The organism is Psychromonas aquimarina ATCC BAA-1526, assembly GCF_000428725.1.
GTDB lineage: Bacteria > Pseudomonadota > Gammaproteobacteria > Enterobacterales > Psychromonadaceae > Psychromonas > Psychromonas aquimarina.
The window spans coordinates 149,745-174,463 of sequence record NZ_AUAM01000009.1 but is presented as its reverse complement, the minus strand read 5'-3'; the positions used below and the strand labels follow the sequence as shown (position 1 = coordinate 174,463).

At 41.3% G+C, this 24,719-nt stretch carries 20 protein-coding genes; 6 read left to right on the top strand and 14 right to left on the bottom strand.

Translation table 11 applies throughout. The annotated features are described in order from the left end of the window. Window positions 1-20: 20 nt before the first annotated feature. The 3 genes from pyrH to rpsB form a co-directional block, all read right to left on the bottom strand. On the bottom strand, window positions 21-761 hold the full coding sequence (gene pyrH, locus G337_RS0102825; protein WP_028862534.1) for a UMP kinase: 741 nt from the start codon (window positions 759-761) through the stop codon (window positions 21-23). A gap of 196 nt (window positions 762-957) precedes the next feature. Then, window positions 958-1,830, bottom strand: a complete 873-nt coding sequence (gene tsf / locus G337_RS0102820) for a translation elongation factor Ts (protein ID WP_028862533.1) — start codon at window positions 1,828-1,830, stop codon at window positions 958-960. A gap of 98 nt (window positions 1,831-1,928) precedes the next feature. Further along, window positions 1,929-2,666 (bottom strand): 30S ribosomal protein S2, encoded by a 738-nt coding sequence (rpsB, locus tag G337_RS0102815; protein WP_028862532.1) that lies wholly within the window; start codon window positions 2,664-2,666, stop codon window positions 1,929-1,931. Between the two features lie 422 nt (window positions 2,667-3,088). On the opposite strand from rpsB, the gene map reads away from it, so the two are divergent. After that, window positions 3,089-3,877 carry a type I methionyl aminopeptidase gene (gene map, locus G337_RS0102810; RefSeq protein WP_028862531.1) on the top strand — a complete coding sequence of 263 codons (789 nt, stop codon included), beginning with the start codon at window positions 3,089-3,091 and terminating at the stop codon, window positions 3,875-3,877. 56 nt (window positions 3,878-3,933) lie between these two features. Next, on the top strand, window positions 3,934-6,546 hold the full coding sequence (glnD, locus tag G337_RS0102805) for a [protein-PII] uridylyltransferase (RefSeq protein WP_028862530.1): 2,613 nt from the start codon (window positions 3,934-3,936) through the stop codon (window positions 6,544-6,546). A gap of 146 nt (window positions 6,547-6,692) precedes the next feature. On the opposite strand, the gene G337_RS0102800 is transcribed toward glnD, so the two are convergent. Genes G337_RS0102800 through G337_RS0102785 form a run of 4 tightly spaced genes read right to left on the bottom strand, consistent with a single transcriptional unit; the run spans window position 6,693 to window position 10,507 of the window. Then, on the bottom strand, window positions 6,693-7,367 hold the full coding sequence (locus G337_RS0102800; protein ID WP_028862529.1) for a class I SAM-dependent methyltransferase: 675 nt from the start codon (window positions 7,365-7,367) through the stop codon (window positions 6,693-6,695). After that, window positions 7,367-8,614, bottom strand: coding sequence for an aspartate aminotransferase family protein (locus G337_RS0102795; RefSeq protein ID WP_028862528.1), 1,248 nt, complete (start codon window positions 8,612-8,614; stop codon window positions 7,367-7,369). Before G337_RS0102795 ends, G337_RS0102800 begins: the two co-directional genes overlap by 1 nt. After that, window positions 8,615-9,514, bottom strand: a complete 900-nt coding sequence (locus G337_RS0102790; protein ID WP_028862527.1) for a radical SAM/SPASM domain-containing protein — start codon at window positions 9,512-9,514, stop codon at window positions 8,615-8,617. A gap of 15 nt (window positions 9,515-9,529) precedes the next feature. Beyond that, window positions 9,530-10,507, bottom strand: coding sequence for a methyltransferase domain-containing protein (locus G337_RS0102785; protein WP_028862526.1), 978 nt, complete (start codon window positions 10,505-10,507; stop codon window positions 9,530-9,532). Between the two features lie 186 nt (window positions 10,508-10,693). On the opposite strand from G337_RS0102785, the gene G337_RS0102780 reads away from it, so the two are divergent. Next, entirely contained in the window at window positions 10,694-12,118 is a 1,425-nt protein-coding gene (locus G337_RS0102780; RefSeq protein ID WP_028862525.1) for a tetratricopeptide repeat-containing glycosyltransferase family protein, read from the top strand. Window positions 12,119-12,286: 168 nt separating this feature from the next. Here G337_RS0102780 and G337_RS0102775 read toward each other — a convergent pair whose 3' ends face one another. From G337_RS0102775 to G337_RS0102765, 3 genes are read right to left on the bottom strand one after another with little or no spacing between them, the layout of a single operon-like run. Next, window positions 12,287-13,336: an ABC transporter ATP-binding protein gene (locus G337_RS0102775; protein ID WP_028862524.1), complete on the bottom strand. Its 1,050-nt coding sequence runs from the start codon at window positions 13,334-13,336 to the stop codon at window positions 12,287-12,289. Then, complete coding sequence (locus G337_RS0102770; RefSeq protein ID WP_051302905.1) at window positions 13,336-14,967, bottom strand: ABC transporter permease; 1,632 nt, start codon at window positions 14,965-14,967, stop codon at window positions 13,336-13,338. The genes G337_RS0102775 and G337_RS0102770 overlap by 1 nt, the downstream gene beginning before the upstream one ends. Next, complete coding sequence (locus G337_RS0102765) at window positions 14,957-15,970, bottom strand: Fe(3+) ABC transporter substrate-binding protein (protein ID WP_028862522.1); 1,014 nt, start codon at window positions 15,968-15,970, stop codon at window positions 14,957-14,959. Before G337_RS0102765 ends, G337_RS0102770 begins: the two co-directional genes overlap by 11 nt. A 241-nt stretch (window positions 15,971-16,211) precedes the next feature. Here G337_RS0102765 and G337_RS0102760 point away from each other — a divergent pair, with 241 nt between their 5' ends. Next, entirely contained in the window at window positions 16,212-16,457 is a 246-nt protein-coding gene (locus tag G337_RS0102760; RefSeq protein WP_028862521.1) for a PTS transporter subunit EIIB, read from the top strand. Window positions 16,458-16,671: 214 nt separating this feature from the next. Here the strand turns inward: G337_RS0102760 and G337_RS0102755 are convergent, their stop codons facing one another. From G337_RS0102755 to G337_RS0102745, 3 genes are all read right to left on the bottom strand, one after another. Beyond that, entirely contained in the window at window positions 16,672-18,072 is a 1,401-nt protein-coding gene (locus G337_RS0102755; RefSeq protein WP_028862520.1) for a sigma-54-dependent transcriptional regulator, read from the bottom strand. 1 nt (window position 18,073) lies between these two features. Beyond that, window positions 18,074-19,192 carry a sensor histidine kinase gene (locus G337_RS0102750; RefSeq protein WP_028862519.1) on the bottom strand — a complete coding sequence of 373 codons (1,119 nt, stop codon included), beginning with the start codon at window positions 19,190-19,192 and terminating at the stop codon, window positions 18,074-18,076. 184 nt (window positions 19,193-19,376) lie between these two features. Further along, on the bottom strand, window positions 19,377-20,828 hold the full coding sequence (locus tag G337_RS0102745) for a sigma-54 dependent transcriptional regulator (protein ID WP_037026957.1): 1,452 nt from the start codon (window positions 20,826-20,828) through the stop codon (window positions 19,377-19,379). Between the two features lie 326 nt (window positions 20,829-21,154). Here G337_RS0102745 and fliS point away from each other — a divergent pair, with 326 nt between their 5' ends. After that, window positions 21,155-21,550, top strand: coding sequence for a flagellar export chaperone FliS (gene fliS, locus G337_RS0102740; protein WP_028862517.1), 396 nt, complete (start codon window positions 21,155-21,157; stop codon window positions 21,548-21,550). 14 nt (window positions 21,551-21,564) lie between these two features. Next, window positions 21,565-21,867 carry a hypothetical protein gene (locus G337_RS0102735; RefSeq protein WP_028862516.1) on the top strand — a complete coding sequence of 101 codons (303 nt, stop codon included), beginning with the start codon at window positions 21,565-21,567 and terminating at the stop codon, window positions 21,865-21,867. Between the two features lie 557 nt (window positions 21,868-22,424). Here G337_RS0102735 and fliD read toward each other — a convergent pair. Further along, window positions 22,425-24,491: a flagellar filament capping protein FliD gene (gene fliD, locus G337_RS0102730; protein WP_028862515.1), complete on the bottom strand. Its 2,067-nt coding sequence runs from the start codon at window positions 24,489-24,491 to the stop codon at window positions 22,425-22,427. Between the last annotated feature and the right edge of the window lie 228 nt (window positions 24,492-24,719).

The window sequence follows — 24,719 nt, the reverse complement described above, 5'->3', positions numbered from 1 at the left end:
TTTTTTACGTTTTTAAGTTTTTATTTAACTTCACTGCAGTGTGTAATCGTTGTGCCTTCATTGTCGCCAAGTACAACACGACTTAAAGCACCGGGTTTATTCATGTTAAATACGCGAATCGGTAAACTGTGGTCACGTGCTAATGTAAATGCGGCTAAATCCATAACCTGCAGCTCTTTTTCCAATACAACCTGGTAATCAATCTCGCTGTATAATTTTGCATCAGGATTTTTCACCGGATCAGCATCATATACGCCGTCAACTTTAGTACCTTTTAATACTGCATCAGCTTCAATTTCAATACCGCGCAGGCAGGCTGCAGAATCGGTGGTAAAAAACGGATTACCGGTACCCGCAGAAAAAATAACCACAGTACCAAGTTTTAGATGCTTAATTGCTTCTGCCCAGTTGTAGTCATCACAAACACCGTTTAACGGAATTGCCGACATTAAACGCGAGTTAACATGTGAACGATGCAGTGCATCACGCATTGCCAGACCGTTCATTACTGTTGCCAGCATACCCATATGATCACCGACAACACGGTTCATACCTGCTTCAGCCAGACCTGCTCCACGAAAGATATTACCGCCGCCGATAACTAAACCAACCTGAACACCCGCTTCAATTAGTGACTTGATTTCCAGCGCCATACGATCCAGCACTTTAGGGTCAATACCAAATCCCTCTTCACCGACGAGGGCTTCTCCACTTAATTTTAATAAAATACGACGATATGCAGATTTAGGATTCGTGCTCATAATGTTCTTTCCTCAAAGTGGAGTTAATACCGATTACATTAACAAACTGCCTGTTTTTAAAACGATCCGACACTCAAATCGAACAGATTTAAAGCAGTTTGTTAATAAAATCGCTATATTCTTAATATAAAAGAACCGCAGTCTCAGCCGCGGTTCTTTTAAGACAACAAGCAGAACTCATTGTTTATTAAGATGATTATTTAGCAGAAGCAGCCATTGTTGCAGCAACTTCAGCAGCGAAATCTTCTTCTACTTTTTCAATACCTTCACCAACTTCTAAGCGGATGAAAGATTCAACGTCAGCACCAGCATCTTTAAGAAGCTTAGCAACTTTCATTGAAGGATCTTTAATGAACGCTTGACCAGTAAGGCTCACTTCACCAGTGAATTTAGCCATACGACCAGAAACCATTTTTTCAGCGATTGCTTCAGGCTTGCCGCTTTCAATTGCAATAGCAAGTTGAATTTCTTTCTCTTTAGCAACAACTTCAGCAGGTACGTCTTCAGGATTAACGTATGTTGGTGCAGCTGCAGCAATGTGCATTGCGATATCTTTAGAAAGGTCAGCATCGCCGCCTTTAAGTACAGATACAACACCAATTTTACCACTGTGTACGTAAGCGCCAAGGTTGTCACCTTCAACGATTTGTAAACGACGTACAGAGATGTTTTCGCCGATTTTAGCAACTAGAGCAGCACGAGCACCTTCAACTGTATCAGCATCGTATGCTAATTCAGCTAACGCTTCTACGCTATCTACTTTGTTTGCTAATGCGATATCTGCAACTTTATTTGCGAATGCAAGGAAGCTTTTATCCATTGCAACGAAATCAGTTTCACAGTTTACTTCTGCGATAAGAGCAACAGTACCAGCAGTTTTAGCCAGGATAACACCTTCAGCTGCAACACGGCCTGCTTTCTTAGCTGCTTTTACAGCACCAGATTTACGCATATTTTCAATTGCAAGCTCGATGTCGCCATCTGCTTCAACTAATGCTTTTTTACAATCCATCATACCCGCAGCTGTGCGGTCACGAAGTTCTTTAACTTGCTTAGCTGTAATAGCCATTGTCGAATTCCTATTATTTTCAATTAAAAAGGGGGTCATTAAGACCCCCGATAATCAGTCAGAGACCGATTAATAAGAGCTTTTTAGCTTAGAAGAGCTTATTTTTCAGCAACTTCTTCAACAAAACCGTCTTGCTCAGCTTGTACGATAACATCCTGCTCACGACCTTCTTTAACAGTCAGAGAAGCTGCATCTAAGTACAATTTGATTGCACGGATAGCATCATCATTACCAGGAACAACGAAATCGATGTTGTCTGGGCATGAGTTAGTATCAACAACAGCGATAACTGGAATACCCAGGTTATTCGCTTCTTTAATTGCAATGTGCTCGTGATCTGCATCGATTACGAAGATTACATCAGGGATACCGCCCATGTTTTTGATACCACCAAGCGTTTTTTCAAGTTTGATTAACTCACGAGAACGCATAAGCGCTTCTTTTTTAGTTAACTTGTCAAAAGTACCGTCTTGGCTTTGAACTTCAAGGTCTTTCAAACGTTTGATCGATTGACGAACTGTTTTCCAGTTAGTCAACATACCACCTAACCAGCGGTGATCAACGTAGAACTGATCACAGCTTTCAGCTGCTTCTTTAACTGCTTCAGAAGCTGCACGTTTAGTACCAACAAATAATACTTTACCTTTTTTAGCTGCTTTTGCTTCTAAAAAGTTAAGTGCTTTGTTGAACATTGGAACAGTCTGCTCAAGGTTAATGATATGAACTTTATTACGAGCACCGAAAATGAAAGGTTTCATTTTTGGGTTCCAGTAACGAGTTTGGTGACCGAAGTGAACGCCAGCTTGCAGCATATCGCGCATTGATACATTTGCCATTAGAATTTCCTCTTAGGGGGTTAGGCCTCCACACATCCCATACACTCGACCCAGTACTCAAACAACTTGAATAAAAGGCACCCCGAGTTACGTGTCGATGCGTGTGTGTTATTTTAAGTACGCCTCTAAATGTCATTGTTCAGCAGGTGAACAGTGTCAAAAAAAGAACGTATCAGTTAAGTGAGTTTTGTGACAACTAACTGCAGTTACAAACTCGATGCGCTTTATATCACACTCTGTGGTTCAACTCAATAATTCCTGTGTTAAAGTTATACGATTTCTATCTCTCTTAATATCCCCCTGTACAGGCTATTCCACAGCATAAACAGGGCTTAAAGGCAGTAAACTTAACTAGCTTCGTTACCATTATTTCTTTATAGTTAGCGCTTAATTATTCATGTAACAAAATAGAGATAAAACAGATGGCAGCAATCATAAAAACGGCAGAAGAAATCGAAAAAATGCGTATCGCAGGCCAGTTAGCCGCGGATGTACTGACGATGATCGAACCTTTTATCCAGAAAGGTACAACGACCAATGAGCTGAACCGCCTCTGCCATGAGATGATTGTTAATGAACAACAGGCAGTACCGGCGCCGCTGAATTATCACGGTTTTCCAAAATCAATCTGTACTTCATTAAACTACGTTGTCTGTCACGGTATTCCTAATGATAAACCACTCAAAGACGGCGATATTATTAATGTTGATATTACGGTAATTAAAGACGGCTACCACGGTGACACATCAAAAATGTTTATGGTCGGCAAACCTTCTATTTTAGCTGAGCGTTTATCTCGTGTTGCACAGGAATGTTTATATATAGGCATCAACTTAGTAAAACCGGGGGCCCGTTTAGGTGATATCGGCGCGGCAATTCAGAAACATGCAGAGAAAAGCAGCTATTCAGTAGTCCGCGAATACTGCGGTCACGGCATCGGCGCACAATTCCATGAAGAACCGCAGGTTTTACATTACGGTAAAGCCGGAACCGGTGAAACTTTAAAAGCCGGCCAGTGTTTTACTATTGAACCTATGATCAATGCCGGCAAGAAAAACTGTAAAGTACTCAAAGATGAGTGGACAGTAGTTACTAAAGACAAAAAGCTGTCTGCACAGTGGGAACATACATTACTGGTTACCGAAAACGGCGTTGAGATTTTAACCCTGCGCCCGGAAGAAACAATAGAACGCTTTATCAGTCACGATTAATCTCTCTACGCCTCTATTAAAAAATAGAGGCGTCATCATACCTGTACGAGGTTTAAATGAATTTCGAAAAGCTCTCCCCAGTAAATATTCATAAAGATAACCTCACTATCAGTTATCTGAAAAATCATCTTAAACAGTTTCAGGAATGGCAGGTTGACTGCTTTAAAGCCCGCCATAAAATCACCACGATAATTACCCAGCGGGCACGTTATATTGATGAACTGCTGGCACGTTTGTGGGATTCCATCGGCTTAAATGAAAATTACGATCTCAGCCTTATTGCTGTCGGCGGTTACGGGCGCGGTGAACTGCACCCTAAATCTGATATTGATCTGCTTATTCTTTCACAAAGCGGCTTCAGTAAAGAGTCAGAAGAAAAAATAAGTGCATTTATCACCCTGCTCTGGGATCTTAAACTTGATATCGGTAACAGCGTACGCACCCTGCATGACTGCTATCAACAGGGTAAAGCCGATATCACAGTTGCCACCAGCATGATTGAAGCCCGATATATCATAGGTAACCGCAATACCTATGAAAAACTGCTGCAGCTGGTTGAAGGAAAGGATTTCTGGCCGGCAGACGAGTTTTTTACGGTCAAAAAAGAGGAACAGAAGCAGCGTCATACAAACTGCCGTGGTGATGGTTACAGTCTTGAACCGGATCTTAAAAACGGCTGCGGCGGCATGCGTGATATTCAGACTATCGCCTGGGTGTCAAAACGTCATTTCGGCGCACACAGTTTATTAGATTTAACCACCTACAATTACATTACTCAGGGAGAGTACCGGGAGCTGGTTGACTGTCAGACTTCGCTGTGGACAATCCGTTTTGCCCTGCATACAGTAACCAGCCGGCCTGATAACCGCCTTTTATTTGATTACCAGAATGAAGTGGCGGCATTATTAGGTTACAGCGGCCAGGGGAATCAGGCTGTTGAGCAGATGATGAAAGCCTTTTATCAAACCATTCACCGGGTCAAAGAGCTTAATGAGATGCTCCTGCAGTATTTTGATGAAGCTATTTTAGGCAACATCGCACAGCACATTGAATATATCGATGAGCACTTTCAGCTGCGTGATAATATGATTGAATTAAAAACCGGCAGCCTGTTCAGTGATCAGCCGGAATCGATTTTACAGCTGTTTCTGCACATCGCTAAAGATCCGCGCATCAAGGGTATTTACTCTCCAACATTACGTGAACTGCGCGAAGCAAGGCGCTGCCTGACCCACTGGCTGCAGAATATTCCTGAGTGTCGGAAAATTTTTCTGCATATCATCAAGCACCCTAGAGGCATGGGCCTGGCTTTCACTTTAATGTATGAATACGGGGTGTTAGCGGCTTATATTCCGCAGTGGAGCCGAATTGTCGGACAGATGCAGTTTGATCTGTTTCACGCCTACACGGTTGATGAACACAGCCATAAACTAGTTCAACATATTTACAACTACCCTAAAACTAAAGAATATCATCCGCTGGCCAACGAAATTTACAGCTATTTAGAACAGCCGGAACTGCTGTTTTTAGCCGCTATTTTTCATGATATCGCTAAAGGCCAGAAAGGAGACCATTCCCTCCTAGGCGCAGTTGATGCACAGGCTTTTTGTCAGTTACACGGTTTAAGCCGCTATGAAAGTAAAATTGTTTCCTGGTTAGTTAAACATCACCTGACCATGTCGGTCACAGCGCAGCGCAGAGATATCAGCGATCCGCGCGTGATCATTGAATTTGCAAAACTGGTGCGTGATGAAAAACACCTGAATTTATTATACTGTTTAACCGTTGCCGATATCTGTGCAACCAATGAAGAGACCTGGAACAGCTGGAAAGGCGCACTGTTACGCGACTTGTATTACAGCACCTTAAAAATGCTCCGGCGCGGACTGGAAAATCCTCCCGATATCCGAGATCGTATTCGCGATCGGCAGCGTAAAACACTTGGTCTGTTACTGGAAGCCGGTATTACTGAAGAGCAGGTAAAACCTTTATGGAAACGCTTTAAACTCAACTATTTTTTCCGTTACCACTCGGCACAGATCGTCTGGCACACAGTTAACCTGCTGAAACATGACGACCACAGCCGCCCGATGATTTTAATCAGTGATCAGAATGAACGCGGTGCAACGGAAGTTTTTGTCTACCATAAAGATATGCCGGCACTGTTTTCTTCCGTGGTCACGGAGATCGACAATAAAAAACTCAGTGTGCACGATGCCAAAATCCTCTCCAGCCGTGATTACTTTTCACTCAGTACCTTTACTGTTTTGGAGCAGGACGGTGAACATATTGATCCGGATAAAATTCAGCGTTTAAAAAAAGCGGTGGAAATGGCCCTGCTGGCGCCGGAGAAAGTTAATATGCAGCAGACCCGTCTGCCCAGGGTTAAACGTCAGTTTAAATTTGAACCTGAAGTGACTTTTTTACCAACCCGCCGTAAACGCACGCAGATTGAAGTGGTCGCCTTTGATGCGCCGGGCATTCTGGCCAATATCGGCGAGGTATTCCGCAGCAGTGGCCTGGTGTTAGATACCGCTAAAATAACCACCATTGGTGAACGAGCAGAGGATCTGTTTATTGTGTCAACCGAAGAGGGAAATGCACTAACCGAGCAGCAGGAAGAGAACTTAAAAGCTCACTTAATTGCAGAATTAAGTCCTGAAGGCTGACTGTTCTATTTCATAAGCTTCGAAAGAAGCTTTATTAAGCACTATTTAGCTTAACGAGGGTCTTTTAATTTCCACTTACTTCTTTAATTCAATAAAATTAAGTGGAAATTTCATAGTCAAATCACTCAAAGGCAAAAATGCCAAATTCACTTTGAAATTAGACCTAAACAGATGAACCCATCATGATAGTCAAAGTTGTTTGAAGCATCATAACTTTTATGTTCTATTGTAAAATCTTCAATCCAATGCTGTTGAATGTAATCAATAAAGCCTTGATAGCCGTTAAAAAATTCTTGCCCGTAACGCTGCTCTTTTAAAAATGCAGTGGAGAAAATAACCAGCCCATTTTCAGCTAATAACGACTTAACATTTTGTTTTACTTCTGGCATGGCGTGCATAATGTACCACAACACTTGATTGAGAATAACACAATCAAACTTACCAACAGTTTCAGCTGCTTGTATTGGCTGACAAATATCGAGTTGAAAGAAATGTAAGTGAGGATAATTTAATGTCGCTTTATCTACTGCGGTTTGACTGATATCTGCACCACTACAGCCTCTATGGATAAGCTTTGCTAATTGACTTGTGCTGTGTCCAACACCACAACCAACCTCAAGTACGCGTTGAAACGAATATTGATTTATATAGTCAGCAATTTTTTGTCGCGAATACTTGTAATAAGCAGCAATATCAGAGCTCCCCCCCGATTGTTGCCATGGATCATCTTCAGCCTGATAAAAACCTTCAAAATCGCCAATAAATTTTAGCTCTCCTTGTTCATTTTCCTGAAAAATGTAATCCTTAGAACGTGCGCTCATTAGATGATTCCTTGCTGATGCCATTCAAATAAGCATTCTTGATAAGCCTTAATAACCTTATCGATCACCTTAGATGAATGGGTAGAAGAGATAAAGTTAATACGATTACCACCAATATACACTGCCCGCTTTTTTAATAGCAGGTAAAACTCAGCCTGTTTATCCCAAGAGACTTCATGAGTATCTCTTTCGCGTCTTGAAGCAATATGACGTTTACAAAACACTAAACGCGATAAAGAGGCAACCCCCATCATATGAGCATTAATATTATGCAGTTGACAGAATTGATTAATCTCTTGCCGCAACCTCTGCCCTGCTAGATTAATTTGTTGGTATATCTCAGGGTGATTAAGCAGATAATTAATCAGAGTTAGCCCGGCAGTTAAAGACAGTGGGTTCGCTGAAAAAGTCCCACCCATAAATAATGGGGCATTGCGAATACAGTCCATGATATCTTTTTTACCCGCCACAATACCAATAGGTAAACCGCCACCTAATGTTTTTCCATAAGTGGCAATATCGGCTGTTATATTAAAGTAGGATTGACCACCACCTACAGCTAAACGTCCCCCCGTTATTACCTCATCAAAACCTAATAAAATATTGTTCTCATTACAGACATTACGCAGACTATGTAAGAAACCACTAATATCATCTCGCGGGTTAGAACCTTGAACAGGCTCAATAAACACCATTGCAATATCGTTGGCATGCTCTTTAATTAACTTGACAGCAGCTTGGTGGTTATAAGGAAGTAACAATAAGTGTTCGAGTAACTCCACAGGCGTTCCTGCAGACTTTAAAGCTGCTCGAGGAGAATCTAATGGGGATTGATAATCTTCTTCAATCAATAAAAAATCGTGCGAGCCATGCCAACAACCACTAAATACGGCTATCTTTTTTTTCCCGGTATAAGCTTTTGCAATGCGAATAGCACGCATCGTCGCTTCGGAGCCCGTACTGCAAAAAATAAAGTCTTGGTAAGGTGTTACAGATTGACTCAATAGATTTGCATACTCGTGCGCGAGTGGTGTCGGTGCGGTATATAAGCTGCCTAATGATAACTGCTGCTGTAGAGCCTGCTGTATTTCTGGCTGAGCATGCCCTAATATTGCAGAGCCACCCGCCATCGCCATATCAATATACTGTTTGCCATCCTGGTCATATAAATAACAGCGCTCCGCCTTGCTAACATAAAAGCCTTGCAGGTCATTTTGATAACCTTCATTTAAAACTTGTATCGTCATTTATTCAGACTCCACAATTTTAATATTAATTTGCTTGTCAGCATAATAATCATCCCATAATAGGGCCTGCTTTTTACCGTGTAACGTACCTGTCGCATTACATTGATTACAAGGGGGCAGGTCTCTTTTTCCCGCATGTAAATGACTTCGATAACGTTTCAATAATTTTGACTGCCATACCTCAACTAAGCTATTAAAACTTAAGTTTCCGCTTTTAATTCGTCGATTCCAGTCTTGGGTGCACAACATCACATCACCATTCCAATCCACCATCATCATATAATCGGGGTAATAACAAGGATGATGATGTAACTTTTCAACCTTCTCTCCAAACGATAGCACCCCTGCGCGATTGGTTAACTTTAATCCGTACTCCTCACTTTCGCCATACCAGCGGTCACGTAGGATATAACTATCTAAAGGTGCGTTAGCCTGCGAAAAAAGGTGCTTGTAATGATCGATTTGTTCTGGGCCGTCGTACATACTGACAACAATTTTACCTACTCCAGCATCAAGTAACTGTTGTATTTTTCTTTTGTTCAATGGATCACCATTGGTAGTGATCTCTGTATTACAAACCGCTGAAAATACACTGACCATATCTACAATATGCTTACTTAAAAGTGGCTCACCATAACCGGCAAGCATGACCGTACCTTGATAATTTATCGCTTTTAATTCATCTGCCAGTTTTTGATAAAGCATCGGCGGCATAACATGGGGCTGATTAGGTGCTTTACTTGGATCAGTTTTAGGGCAAAATACGCAGCTGCGATTGCAGGTATCAATTGGGCTCAACTCCAGCCAGTTAAACAAAGGAAACCCCTGTTCACTCAGCTGTACATCCTCATCCACTAAGCGGCTCACTCGAGCTAAATTTTTCTCAATCGTTTTATGCATGAGCCATCCTTATACTTAATTTGGCTTTCTAGCGACTAAAATACAAAATCCCGTATCCTCATCAGTCAAAGGGACAAATTTAGTTTCTTTTTGATGATAGAAATGCAGCACATAATCTGGTAATAATGTTTTAAACATAGCCAATAATTCAGCTTTAGGCTGCTCGTTAATATGATACGGGTTGGTTATATATGGCTGACCATTTCTATAGCGCAGCATAGGTGAAGAGGCAACAACCATGCCGCCTGGCTTTAGAAATTTGTCAATATTACTTAGATATTGTCGGCAAACGTCATTAGGTACGTGCTCTAATGTTTCAAGCGATACAACCGCATCAAAGCTATTCGCGGCAAAGTCTATTTGGCTGATATCACGGCAGATAAAATCAATATTATCACTTCGATACTTATCCCGGGCATGTCGAATCGCTTTATCACAAAGATCCACACTGGTTACTTTTAAACGATTATCTGCAAGTAACTTAGAACCATAACCGGAACCACAGGCACAATCTAACACTTTTTTATCAGGTTCAATAAACTGGGCTGCAAAGTGGTAACGTGCAAGATGCCGGTTTTCATTCTCCGTTAATTGTGTCTCGTTTAAATCAATAAACAGTTGTTCAGGTGACATCTCATTAGCAACAGAGTGATAATCTAGGTAGCCAAGCACTTGCAGCTGCTCATCGACAACCGGCAGCTGATTAATTTTCAGCTCGGTCATTAACCTAAAGGCATCTGATACAAGGGCATTTTCTTGGATTGATTGCGGAGAGGCAGTCATAATCTCCTCAACTTTACTATTTTGAGAGTAATTTTTAAGGTGGCGGCGTAAATCTCCATCAGTTAAAATACCTGACAGATGCCTTCCTTCACATACGATAACGCAGCCACCTTGAATCATGGCATCACAGTCAATTATATTTTGTAACCTAGTAGAAGGAGCTACCAACATATTTTTTACTGGTTTTAACATTAAGCTTTTAACTAACATTACGGCGACACTACCTATAATATATGAATGTATTTATTCAATTTTTTAAGCCTACAGTTATCTAAGCGATTCTATAATTGTATAGTAAATAACTTATTTAATAATAAGTTATTATATGTTTAAGTAAATATTATATAGTGTAGTGACTCAAGGTTTTTATAAATATCGTAAACAGAGAGCCGATTAATGACCCCCAAACGTATTCAAAAGAAAATTCAACAAGCTGCTGAGTTAAATAAAAAAAAACAATACGGCAAAGCAAAATCACTGTGCCAAGAAATTGTCAATAAACACCAAGATATTGCCATTGCCTGGAAATTATTAGCAACCAATGCTTGTTGTTTAGAGCAGTGGCCAGAGGCTATTAATGCGATAAAAAAAGCGATTAATTTAGGTGATAATGAGCTCACCACATTCCGGTTTTTGGCGACCTGCTATTTAGAATCTCAACAATATTTACTTGCAGAACAATTGCTCAGTGAGCTATTTAATAAAACAAAAGACAGCGGGTTACTCGTTGATCTGAGTTTAAATTTACAACGGATGGGAGAGCTTAAGCAAGCCAAACAAATTTATAATAACCTGCTTAGCCTCGATCCTAATAATGCCAAATTAAGGCTAAATACAGCCATCTTAATGCTTACTGAGCAGCCCTATGGTGAAGAATGGCATAACTATAGCTATCGTCATTTTTTACCCGGAGCCTCTCGTATCCCTGAGAATGTAGCCCCTATTTGGCGAGGTGAACCACTACAAGGTAAAAACATTCTGATTTGGCAAGAGCAAGGCATTGCCGACCAAATAATTTTTACGCGGACCTTTCCATTGGTTGCCGAAAACGCTAAAAACGTCACAGTGGTTGGGGAGCCAAGATTAACAAGCCTACTACAAAGCAGTTTCCCTGAAGTCAAGTTTGTTGAAATGAGAAATAGGGATTTCAGTAAATTCGTAGATCAACAATTTGACTATCAAATATTAGCAGGCGATCTTCCTAAGTACTATTTAAGCAATGCACAATCATTAGCTTCATCATATCGAAAGCTTAGCTCTCCTAAAACACTGAGCAAAGACCTACAAGCACAGCTCCCGAGTTCATTAAAAGTTGGTATCTCATGGTTTGGTGGGAGTGCAGATGCTAAAACAGTAAATCGTTGGTCATTACCGATAGAGGCTCTCACGGCTTTAATAGCAGAAACGGGTGCGAACTACTTTAGTTTACAATATGGCAGCTATAAATCTCAGCTAAAAGAACTCAGTAAACAGGGGCTGCAGATCAGCGAATTAAAGGGATATAGTGCAGGTGGCAACTTTGCAGACTATGCTGCATTAATTGAAAACATGGATATTATAGTTGCAGTTGATAACTCAGCGGCAGTTTTAGCAGCGGCTTTAGGCAAGGAAGTGTGGGTATTACATCCAGCAGATCCTTTTTGGGTCTGGGGAATAAATGCAGATCAAAAATGGTACCCAGATACACGACATTTTGTCAAACCTTGGAATGTTGATTGGCAGTCTTTTATTGAAAATGAAGTTCAACCAGCTTTAAGCGCTAGACTAACCGAACTTGAAAGAAATGGCCCCCAAAAATCGGACACGACCTTAAGTGATTAATCTGTTTTAATAACTAGCATCACAACTGGAGCAGACAATGACTAGAAAACGCAGAAACCACTCACCAGAACTTAAAAGCTCACTTAATTGCAGAGCTAAGCCCGGATCAATAAAGCCCTAGACTGCCCGAATTACTATTCAGGCAGTCTAGGGCTTTATGCAAAGCAGTTAGCTTTCAAAAACCACAAAATCATGGCTTAACACTTTTAATGAGACCCTGTCGCCGATATTAAACTGCATGCTGTTATGCAGGTGATTACTGTGTTTAACAATATAGATTTTATTTAAGTAACTCACCGTTATCTGCTGGTATGCTCCTAAAAATTCAACCTCCAGCACCTCTGCTGAGCTCTGTTGATCAAGCTCAATAACAATCTGCTCCGGTCTTAATAACAAACTTAACTCTTGATCTTTTTTATGCCTAATAAGAGTATTACTGGTTAATAAACCTAAATCGGACTGATAGGAGTAATCGTCGTTAACCGATACATTCAGGTAATTGCTCTGCCCCATAAAATCAGCAACATACATCGATTTAGGGCGCTGATACAGAACCTGAGCACTGTCTATCTGCACAATTTTTCCGGCCTGCATCAAAGCAATTTTATCAGCAAAAGCAAAACCTTCCTCTTTTGAGTGGGTAACAAACAAGGCACTCATAGAGCGCGCTTTAAGCAGGCTGCGGATCTCTCTAATCAGCTGAAAACGCACATGATGATCCAGGTTGGAAAAAGGCTCATCTAAAAGCATTAAGTCAGGCTGATAAGCTAACGCCCTGGCAATAGCGATACGCTGCTGCTGTCCGCCGGAAAGCTGATGAGGAAACCGCTCAGCATAATCACTTAACTGCACCAGACTCAGCACGTCGTTAACACGTTCTTTCTTCTCTAAAGCAGTGAGCTTATTCAAAGAAAATGCAACATTATCAAAAACATTAAGGTGCGGGAAAAGTGCATAATCCTGAAAAATTAAACCTACTTTTCTTTTTTCAGGGGTAATATTAATGCCGGAGTCATTAACCGTTTTGCCGTTAATTTCGATAGACCCAGAAAGCCGCTTCTGCAGTCCGGCAACCGCTCTTAAAAGGGTTGTTTTACCGCAGCCGCTTTCGCCCAGCAGACAAACAATTTCATTTTTTTCGAGTTTTAGATCTAATAAATTAAGTACCTGGTTGTGCTGATAAAAACAACTTAATTGTTTAACAAGTAACGCACACATTAAGAGGCTTTCTCCAATAAACGGTTAACAACAATAAAAGGAACAAGTCCCATTAATACAATCAGCAGGGCCGGAAGAGCCGCGTACTCTATCATCTCATCTGAAACAAACTGATAAACATAGGTTGCTAAGGTTTCAAAATTGAACGGGCGTAATAACAAGGCTGTCGGCAGCTCTTTCATTGCTTCGATAAACACTAAAATAAACGCGCTCAGCAGCCCTTTTTTAATCAAAGGTAAGTTTACCCGGCGAATAGTTTGTGAGGCATTCTGTCCAAGCGTACGCGATGCTAAATCCAAAGAGGGGGAAACCTGCGCTAAACTACTGTCAATACTGCCGACAGCAATTGCGCTAAAGCGCACCAGATAACCCGTCACTAAAATAAACAGTGTCCCCGAGAAGAGCAGGCCGACACGAGAAAACCCAAACTCAACAAGTAACTGGTTTAACCATAAGTCAATATTCGTAAAAGGAATAAGCACGCCGATTGCAACAACAGTGCCCGGTACAGCATAACCTAATGATGTGAAGCGTATGCAGGTTTTAGCCAAAGGGCCGGGAGATAAGCGCTGATAAAAATTAACGATTAAAGCCACCAGCAGTGCTAAAAATGCAACGATAACCGCAAGCCATAGGCTGTTAACTGTATACTGCCATAATGACTCGTTCAGCGATTCACTGAAATAGTGAAACGCATAATAAAAAAGCACACACAGAGGCAGAATAAACGCAGCGAAAAGCAGCCCCCAGGAAAAACTAAGAGCCCCCCATTTTTTCCAGCCCTGTAATACAAAGCGCAGCTCAGTATGTGTTGCACCGCTGCGCTGATAAATTTTCTGCTTACGGCGGCTGTAATTTTCCAGAGTAATTAGTATCACCAGTCCCAGAAGCATAAATGAGGAAACTTTAGCGGCTGTAGTCAGACTGCCGAGCTCTAACCAGGTATCATAAACAGCTGTTGTTAAGGTGCTCACGGCGAAATAATTAACAGTGGCAAAATCCCCTAAGGTTTCCATTGCAATTAATGATAAACCCACTGCTATTGCCGAACGGGAAAGCGGTAGTGAGACGCGCCAGAAAGCTGACCAGGGGGATAAACCTAAGGTTCTGGCAGCCTGAAACAAACCGCCGGACTGTCCCAGAAAAGCACTTCGTAATAACAGATACAAGTATGGGTAAAGCGTCAGACTAAGAACGATTACCGCACCGGATATTGTTCTAATATCGGGGAAATAATAATCAGAGGCCTGCTGCCAGCCCATAAAAGAGCGTAAAAACTGCTGCACCGGACCGCTGAAGTCTAGAAAATCAGTATAAACAATAGCAACAATATAAGGGGGGATAGCCAGAGGGAGCATAAAAGCCCACTGCAGAACAGTACGGCTTGGGAATTCACAGCAGGCAACAAACCAGGCGGCCGGCAGTGCAAGAACAAAACTTAAACAGATAACACCTAAAATTAACAGCAGGGTATTAAATGTGTAGTCAATTAATACAGTATCAATAAGGTGCTGAAAACTGCCGCTGTTATCAATACTGAATGCGCTGATAATCAGCGCCAAAATAGGCGTAATGATAATACAAGTTACTGCCCAGGGCAGTAACTTGTATAGATTAAACTTAGAGATCAAATTTCACTTCATCCAGTAACTTAACGGCAGCTTCATGCTGCTTGGCAATTTCAGCAAGCGGCAGCGGGTCAGCTTTAAATGTGCCCCATGATGCAACCAATTTTGACGGTTGTACACTTTCTTTTACAGGATACTCATAATTAACTTCTGCATACATCTGCTGAGCAGTATCATCTGATAAAAACTCCATCAGTTTAACTGCATTCTCTTTGTTTGGTGCGTACTTAGCCAAAACCACGCCGCTCACATTCACATGAGAGCCGTTTGTTTTCTGGTCAGGGAAGTTAATATCAACCGCTTCCGCCCAGCTAACCTGTTTAGGATCTGCCAGCATTTTGCCCAGGTAGTAGTTATTACCCAGTGCGTAATCACATAAACCGTCTTTAACTGCTTTAACCTGTGCACGATCATTCCCCTGCGGTTTACGTGCCAGATTCGCTTTAAGACCTTCTAACCAGACTTTGGCATCTGCTTCACCCTCATGAGCGATAACAGAAGCCACTAATGATACATTGTAAGGGTGTTTACCTGAACGAGTACAGATTTTTCCTTTAAATTCAGGGCCGGCCAGATCCAGATAAGAGATATCAGCCGCCGGACCGATACGCTCAGAGGATGAATAAATATTACGTACACGTGTTGTTAATGCAAACCAGTGTTGACCCGGATCGCGGTACTGAGCTGGAATATTTTCGCTTAATACTTTGCTGTCAACCGGCTGTGTTAAGCCCTGATCAGTAAGTTTCATTAAGCGGCTGATATCAGTCGTTAATACTAAATCAGCAGGAGACAGTGCACCTTCTCGTTTAACACGCTCGATCAGTCCTTTTTTAGCAAACAGGATATTTACTTTAATGCCGCTTTGCGCAGTAAACTTTTCCATAATAGGTTCAATCAGAAAAGGCTGGCGGAATGAGTAAACATTAACTTCATCAGCAAAGGTTGTAAAAGAGCTTAGACTCAGCGCCGCAAATGCAGCTGCCGCCGTGATCATTTTTTTCATAAATATTTTCCATTTCTTAAACAAGAATAATTATCAGTTGCAAAGAATAATAATGATAACGGTTCCTATTTGCAAGCATGTTTACAGTTATTTTATTTCATTAGTAAATGTTATGATGCTCAGAGACAACCCCCTAACCCAGTAACTTTTTAACATTTTGATTTCAAACAATAGATAAAAGCAAACTAGGAGTAGACTCTTGCTCTTACCTGTAGAATTGACATTTAAAAGGAAATAAATAATGGAAAAAATAATTCAGGAAGTGATTACCGCAGTCGGCGGTATCAATAACATCACAGAATGCACTAACTGCATGACACGCCTGCGTTTAACGTTAAAAGATGAAACGGATGCAGACCGCCAGAAAATAAAAGATATCAGCGGCGTATTCGGCCTAATTGAAAATGATCAGCAGTTTCAAATAATTCTCGGCCCGGGTAAAGCACAAAAAACAGCTGATATGATGAATAACATGTTCAATTTTTAATAAGCAGAGAAGAAAGCAGTAGAGTAACCAGCCGTTCACCTTAAAAGAAACGGCTACTCAGTTTATGACAATCTGAATAAGTATCTGCTCCTTTATACTGCTTTAAAGCTTATTAATTTTATGATTAGAGGAGCTGATTACATCAGTTAATGTCTTGCTTATCTATTTTTCCGCGCCTAAAGCTAAGCAGCTCCTTAATCAGTTTAGTATTACACTAGACAGGTAAAGCAATGCCCTGATCTTTCATACGTGCAATTTTATAGCGCAGCGTACGCGGGCTGATGCCCAGCAGTTCGGCAACATCTTTACGCTTTCCGCGGCAGGTCTGCAGTGCATCTAATATTATTTTCTGCTCCTGTTCCTTTAGGCCTTTACCTAAAACTCTTTCATCTGCATCGCTCAAGTCACTAAGCAGATCTTCTTCTAAAATCTCATTTTCCGCCGGATCTTGATTATCCGCCTCACTTGAGCTTTGAATATGTTCAAACTGCATATCCTCTAAAATTAGTGCAGTTTGATCAATTTTTTCACCATCAGATAGAATCAGCGCACGCTGCATAACATTATCAAGCTCACGCACGTTACCCGGCCATGGGTATGCCTGCAGCATAGTTTTAGCTGTATCTGTCAGAACAGGAACCGCCTGCGACTGCTCAAGGGCATGGCGTTGTAATAGATGTTCTGCAAGAGGTAATATATCCCCTTTGCGCCTGCCGAGCGGCAGCCACTGCAGTGGAAAAACATTCAGGCGGTAGTAAAGATCTTCACGAAATGTGCCCTCTTCGACCGCTTTTTTGATATCGCGGTTACTGGTAGCAATCACACGTATATTAAGCTTGATTGTTTTACGAGAGCCTAAACGTTCAACTTCACGCTCCTGCAGAACACGTAATAGTTTCACCTGCAGATCCAGCGGCATTTCGCTTATTTCATCTAATAAAATCGTACCATTCTGAGCCTGCTCAAACTTGCCCGGGCATGCCTGTACAGCTCCGGTAAATGCACCTTTCTCATAACCAAACAGAGTTGATTCAAGCATGGTTTCAGGAATAGCACCGCAGTTAATAGCGACAAAGCTCTGCTCCGAGCGGCTGGATTTATCATGCAGATAACGAGATAAAACTTCTTTACCGGATCCGCTTGGGCCTGTCACCATCACAGATGCATCTGAAGCAGCAACTTTTTCCGCCATCTGAAACAGCCGTGCAGTACTAGGATCCCCGTAAATAGGAGTGCAGGATTCGACTTTATTAACCGGCGCATAACGGCTGACCTGGTTTAACAGCACCTCTGGCGAAAAAGGTTTTGCCAGATAATCGATAGCACCGTCACGCATTGCATTAACCGCATCATCAATGGTTGCGTATGCCGTCATTAATAAAACCGGCAGCAGCGGGTATTTATCTTTTATATTCTGCAGCAGAGTCAAACCGGACATACCGCCCATTTGAATATCACTGATCACTAAATCGTATTTTTGTTTAGTTAAAGCAACTAATGCAGCCTCTCCACTGTCAACTTCAGAGCAGTCGTATCCGGCAAGCAGTAAAGTGTCAATCAATGCTTCGCGAAGTCCTGCATCATCTTCCACAACTAATAATTTACCTTGTGACATATTAGCCTCCCACTACTTGATTGAACTGATTGTTATTCTCAATTTCATGACGATATAATCCAACGCGATGTAAAGGTAATACCAGCGTAAAACAGCTGCCTTTACCGAACTCTGATTTAACTTCCACACTGCCCTTATGCGCCTGCGCTATCGACTGTACAACCGCCAGACCTAACCCGGTGCCCTGCGATTTGGTAGTATAAAAGGCTTCCATCACTTTAGCTAAATGCCCTTTTTCAATCCCGGGGCCGTTATCCATTACCGATATTTCCACCAGATCATCACCTCTGCGCGCAGTGGTGATGTATAGCTGCGATCCCTTACCCGCCGCTTCTACGGCATTGGAAATCAAATTAGTCATGGCGCTGGCCAGTGCATTTTTGTTAGCCATAATAAGCAGATCCGGATCCGGCAGACGACACTGCAGATGTCCGTCAACCTGGGTGAGCAGGCTTTCACTGGCATCCTGCACCTCTTCAAGCAGAGTCACTAAGGAGACTTCTTCAACTATCTTGCGCTCGCCGCTGCGGGCGAATAACAGCATATCATTCACTTGTGTTTCTAAGTCACTAAGACGATTCATTAATTTACCCTGAAAGCGTGAACGAGAGCTTTCAGTCAGGGTTTTATTCGCAAGATTTGCTCCATAGAGCATAGCGGCAGAGAGCGGTGTTCTAATCTGATGAGCCAGTGATGCAACCATTTTCCCCAGAGATGATAAACGTTTTAATTTAGCAACATGCTCCTGCAGTTCGCGCGTATCGGTTAGATCGGTTAATAAAATAAGCTGCCCCGGACGTCCTTCCAGCGATGAAATAGAAAGCTGGATACGCCGCCCGTTCTTAAGCGATATTTCATGGCCGTCATCATTTTTAGGTGCAAATGAGCGGTTAATAATATCGCTCCATAACTGTCCCTGTAACGGTTCTCCCAGCAGAGCAACCGCAACACGGTTAACCTGTTCAACAACACCATAACCATCAATAACAATCAGACCCGACGGCAGCTCGCTGTAAAGCTGCTTCATATAGCTTGCCTGCGCACGAAGCTGCTGAAGTTCACCTGAATAACTTTCCTGCTGCAGCTCTGCTGTCTCTGTCTGTCGATTAATTGATGTCATAACACAACCTTACTTTATAGTTTGTTCTTACACGCTATAAAGCAACATTTAGACCAACACAGAAAATTAGATAAATAACAGCAAGTTAGAAAACGATCGTCGCAAAATTGACACTGTTTTCAGCATAAAAAAAGCCCGTTATCAAGAAAATAACGGACTTTAAAAAATTAAAATGACAGTATTTTTAACCGTCTTTGTTAAGACCGTACTTTTTCATCTTTTCTACTAGTGTGGTACGACGCATAGATAATAATTCAGCGGCATGGGAGACAACACCGTCCTGACTCTCTAATGCCTGGCGGATCATCTCAATTTCAAATTCAGTCAGTTTATCTTTAAGGTTCATTCCTTCAGCAGGAAGGTGCCCTAAAAAGCCCAGGGACTCATCAAACACCTCGGGTCCATCGAGTGTCGGCGGTTCATCACCAAACATACCGCAAAGGGCGTCCCGCTCTGCTAATGCCTCTTCTTCGGGACTAAACTGAATCTGCTCGACAGTATCGCCGGAAGCGTCAAGGTGGCGATATTTAAGCGGTAGATCTCCCAGGTCAACTATCTGACTGGCATGCAGAATAAGCAGCCTTTCCAGTAAGTTAGATAACTCGCGAACATTACCCGGCCAGTCGTGTTTCATTAATGAATCAAGTGCGCGCTGGGTAAAACGCAGTGTCGCTTTATGCTCCTCTTCCAAACGAGACAACAGCTCCTGCAGTAGAAGCGGAATATCTTCCTGACGTTCACGCAGTGCAGGTTTTTCGATCGGAAAAACATTTAAGCGATAAAACAGATCTTCACGGAATTTCCCCTGTTCAATCAGCTCTTCTAAATTTCGATGGGTGGCGGCCACAACACGCACATCGGCCAGCAGAGACTTTGTACCGCCGACACGTTCAAAGGTACGCTCCTGTAAAACCCGCAGCAGTTTAACCTGCATCGGCATCGGCATATCACCGATTTCATCTAAAAACAGTGTACCACCGGCAGCTAGTTCAAAGCGTCCTTTTCGTGCGGAGAAAGCGCCGGTAAAAGCCCCTTTCTCATGGCCGAACAGCTCACTTTCAAGTAATTCGGCAGGGATTGCACCACAGTTAATCGGAACAAAGGGACCTTTTTTACGATTTGAAACTTCATGAATAGCCCGGGCAACCACTTCTTTGCCGGTACCGGACTCACCAAGAATAAGTACATTGGCTTTGCTGTCTGATACCTGCTCAACCAGATAACGAATTTCCTGAATACGTAAACCGCGCCCCACCAGAGAGCTCATTAGGTATTTATGCGCTTTTTTCAGCTTCTTAGCTGGATTATGAAATGACTGACAGTAATGCAGCAGCTGCGTTAACTCAGCATATACCACTGGTATAGTTAACCCCCCTATATGATTACTTTCACTCTTAAGCGGCGCACCGCTTAAAGTTAAAAAAGGCGTTTCCGGCAGGCTGTTTAAAACCTCTTCAGAGGGGGCATGCTCACCTCCCCAGATAACACATAATGGATTGATGTTGTTTATTTTTTCAGATAAATCAGCACTATCTACCGACTCGCTTGTTTCTCCGATAAAATGTAATACTGTGGTTAATGTATCGTATTCTTCCCGGCTGGTATGAACCAGGTAAATAGGTGCTCTTTGTTCCATAAAAATCCACTTATTAAATATCCTTGAGTGAGCATAGAGTAAATAGTCTCATATAGAAATGATAAAAGTCAAAAACATGACGATGACCGAATTATGACACGTAGAAAAACTAACTACAGCCCAAATAACCGGCAGAAAAAAGAAGAAAAACAAAATATAGATGTTTGGTATGCTTATTGCTTCACTGATATCAGCGATGTAAATATTTTTTAAACGAATAAAGCGTCAAAAGACACAGAGTTATTCTAAAAAAGATGCATTTCTCAAAAGCAGACGTAAACTGACACTAGTAAACTTAAAGTCGTTAGCAAGGAAATAATCATATTATGCGCGGTTCTATCAAAAAATATCAAAATACCAATCTGGCACATGTTGAACAGGCCGATCCCCACACCCTGATCTCGCTGGTAATGCAGCATATATTAGGAAATCTGGCGGCGGCCAAAGGAGCTATCGAGCGTAAAGAGATAGAAAACAAAAATAAAATGCTCAGTAAAGTTATTGGTCTTATTGGTGAATTACAAAACAGCCTGGATATGGAAAAAGGCGGCGAACTTTCTGAAAATCTGTATGGTTTATACGCTTATATGATAAGCCAGGTTACTCAGGCCAATATCAAAAATGATGTAGAACCCTTAGCAGAAGTCAGCGCTTTAATTGCAGAAATAAAATCCGGCTGGGACGGCATTCCGCAGGATATCCGTCAGCAGTATAAAAAATAACCTAGGGGTAAAAGATGCAGCTGCCAGTAGAATTACAACTTGATGCACTATTTGACTTTGAACAACAACTGCAGGCCCTGCTTGACGATGAACAATATGAATTGTTTCAGCAGCAGCAGGATCTTTTTTCTGATCAAATAAAAGCACTGTTAGACACCAACTCAAGCGAAGATCTGTCTAGAGTTGTAACACAGCTAAAGCTTCTTGAAGAAAAAATCGCTGAATTACAGATAAAATCTGATACTTGCTATCAGCAGCTTAAAGAAAAGTCTTTATTGCAGAAACGAAATAAGAGTAAAATCAAAGCTTATAAATAAGTAAAATAAGCAACGAGTCTTTTATTCAAACGAGAAGAGTTATATTTAACAATAAATTTTGATTAGCGGCGATACAGCTTCATTTGGTAAAATATGTTCAAGCATTAGTTGAACGCTACCACTCCAAAAAATCATTGTCCTTTCTCATACAATGCAGCTGCTCTTTAATCAGCCTTATATGTGTGATGCAGAGCGGATACAGCCCCGTTCGATGCAGCATTGATTATATTGTTCAGACAGGGTCATGAAACAAGCAGCAACGACATAAAATATTTAAACAAGGTTGCAGTCATATTCCGATACCTATGAAGAAGAGATGACGCGATTTGGGATAACTCTGTGCAGAGAGTTAATATTGTTTAAAAAACCTCGAACATATGCATAACAGATAAATTTTTCTACCTAATATTCTATCAATCAAGATGACTAATTTCATTTTCCGGTGGATAACCAATTTGTTATTCGCAATTAAGAAATCTTTAAAAATTAATAAATGAACCTGCGCATTGTCTAATTATTAGCTAATGCACAGTTATATCGGCAGGGTTATTGATAAATTAATTTTCGCGGGTATATCCAGGCAGAGCATCTAAAGCGCTTTTCAAGTAACCCATAGTATTATTAAGACTGGAAACTGCAATATCCATGGCATTAAAATCTTTATATAAACGCGCCTCTAATTTATCCATACGATAATTTAGGTCTTCTTCCTGCTGCTCAAGGCCGGTTATTTTTTTATAAAGTGAATCTAACTTACTATCAAGTATACCTTCACTTAAATCTACATCACCACTACTACCTGAGATGCTTATATCAATAATGCCAGTTAACAGGTCGTTCATTACGGTTGTCATACCTTCGGCATAGGTAACATTACCACGAGAGCCAAGCGCACCACCTTCAATTAACAGCTTGATACCGGTAGAGTCTCCGCTTTCAGATAAGAGGTACTGACCGTCCCCTAGCGCATCTTGTCCAGCAATTTTGCCTTCAACATTAACACCAGCAGCCCCTGACTGTACATCAATTCCCAATTTAGCCAAAAAGTCTGTATCGACCTCAGTAAAAGCAACATTTGAAGAGGAGCCGTATTTATTAGAAGTTATCGACAGCTTACCTGCATCTTCAATAATATTGACGCTAATACCTTTTTCAATAAACTTAGAGTCAGAGTTAATCTTTGACTGTAACTCAGTCGCTAAATCTTCAATGCTATTATATGTCCCGGTTGCTAGTGTTATCTCATTAGACAAACTACCATCTACACGCATTGTAAAAGCATCACTAGCCGCATCAATGGTAAGTGGGAAGTTACCACTAATATCTAAACCTGCTAATACACCTTGAGTTGCTATTTGTGTCACTTCAACAGCATAAGTACCAGGTTTAGTTAAACTACTACTACTATCGAAGTTTATTTGTGAATCAGTTGCAGCCCCTGTTGCGGTAAAAAAGTCAGCGACACCATCCATATCATTTTTCAATACATCGGCAAATTTTGTCGCATCTAATTCGAGTGTTCCATCGCGTTTAGTTAAAATGCCTAAATCAGCAAAACTGTGCACCGAACCTTCAATATGATCAACTTGAGTATTTAATACGCCGCGCAATAGACTTTGAACATTACGTACGGTGGCATCCCCATTAAGTATTCCATTACTTGCCCCCTCCCCGTTATATACGGTTAATTCATTCATCTTTGAAATAGTACGATTATAATTTTCAACAAATGCATTTACCTGATCTTCAACTTTACTGGTATCACCAGTAATATTTAGTTTTACTGTTTTTCCTGCCTCGGTTTCACCATTTAGGTTTAAGGTAACCCCTTCGATAACACTAGTGATCTCATTACTATCACGGGTAATAATAATGCCGTCCATGGTGATTTTTGCATCTTGAGCGACTGAGGTTTCAGTCAAGTTTTTATCCGATGCACTGTAAGTAAAGCGATCTAATCCTTCACCGGCTGGAATGGGATCACCTAAAGGATCTACTGCAGTAAGCTCTATACCATTTTTTTCACCTGTTTCTTTATTGGTTAAAACTAAGCGATAATTACTACCATCATTAATAATTGAAGCTTTAACGCTATAATCTCCTTCATTAATCGCGTCTCGCATTCCTTCTAGAGAGTTATTTGTCGCATCTATGGTAAGGGTCTCAATAGGATGATCGGGATCTACTGAAAAAGCTGTATTACCAACACCGCTATAAGTGCCGTAACGCAGCTGAATTGTGCCTTCTCCAACCTGCGCGGAAACACTGGAAAATACATCGGCGGAATCTGAAACTAAGGTATGTGCCTGTGCCCGCTGCTGAACTTCAAACTCCCAGCTTCCGGTTTCAGCGCCAATACCTAATGTTGCACTAAGAACATCACTGTCACTACTGCTTGAAGTGGCAGCAGAATAAGTGGAACTGAGAGAAAGATCTTTATAGGAAGATTTAAAAAGAGAAAGCTCACTATTTACCATGCCGTAAGCGGAGATCATTGACGTTGCTTCCTCAGCTGATTTGGTCATTTTAGCCAAAGCGGGATCTTTCTCGGCGCCTACAATCGCTGTTACGATACTATTAATATCAAGCCCGGAACCGAGACCCGTTGAGGTGATTGCAGCCATAAATACTCCTTACTTACTTAACAGAAAATTCTTAATACTTAGCTTATTAAATACCAATCAAATTCCCTGCAAGATTCAGACCATGTGACACTATTAAATAACATAAAGGCGAATAATATAATCAGAAATATTATTTAACTTTATCCTATCAAGTATAGTTAGTTAAACCTGTTCCAGGGGCTCACTTTAGCCTTTTCATTCTCGGATAAATAAAAGATAAAACCTCTG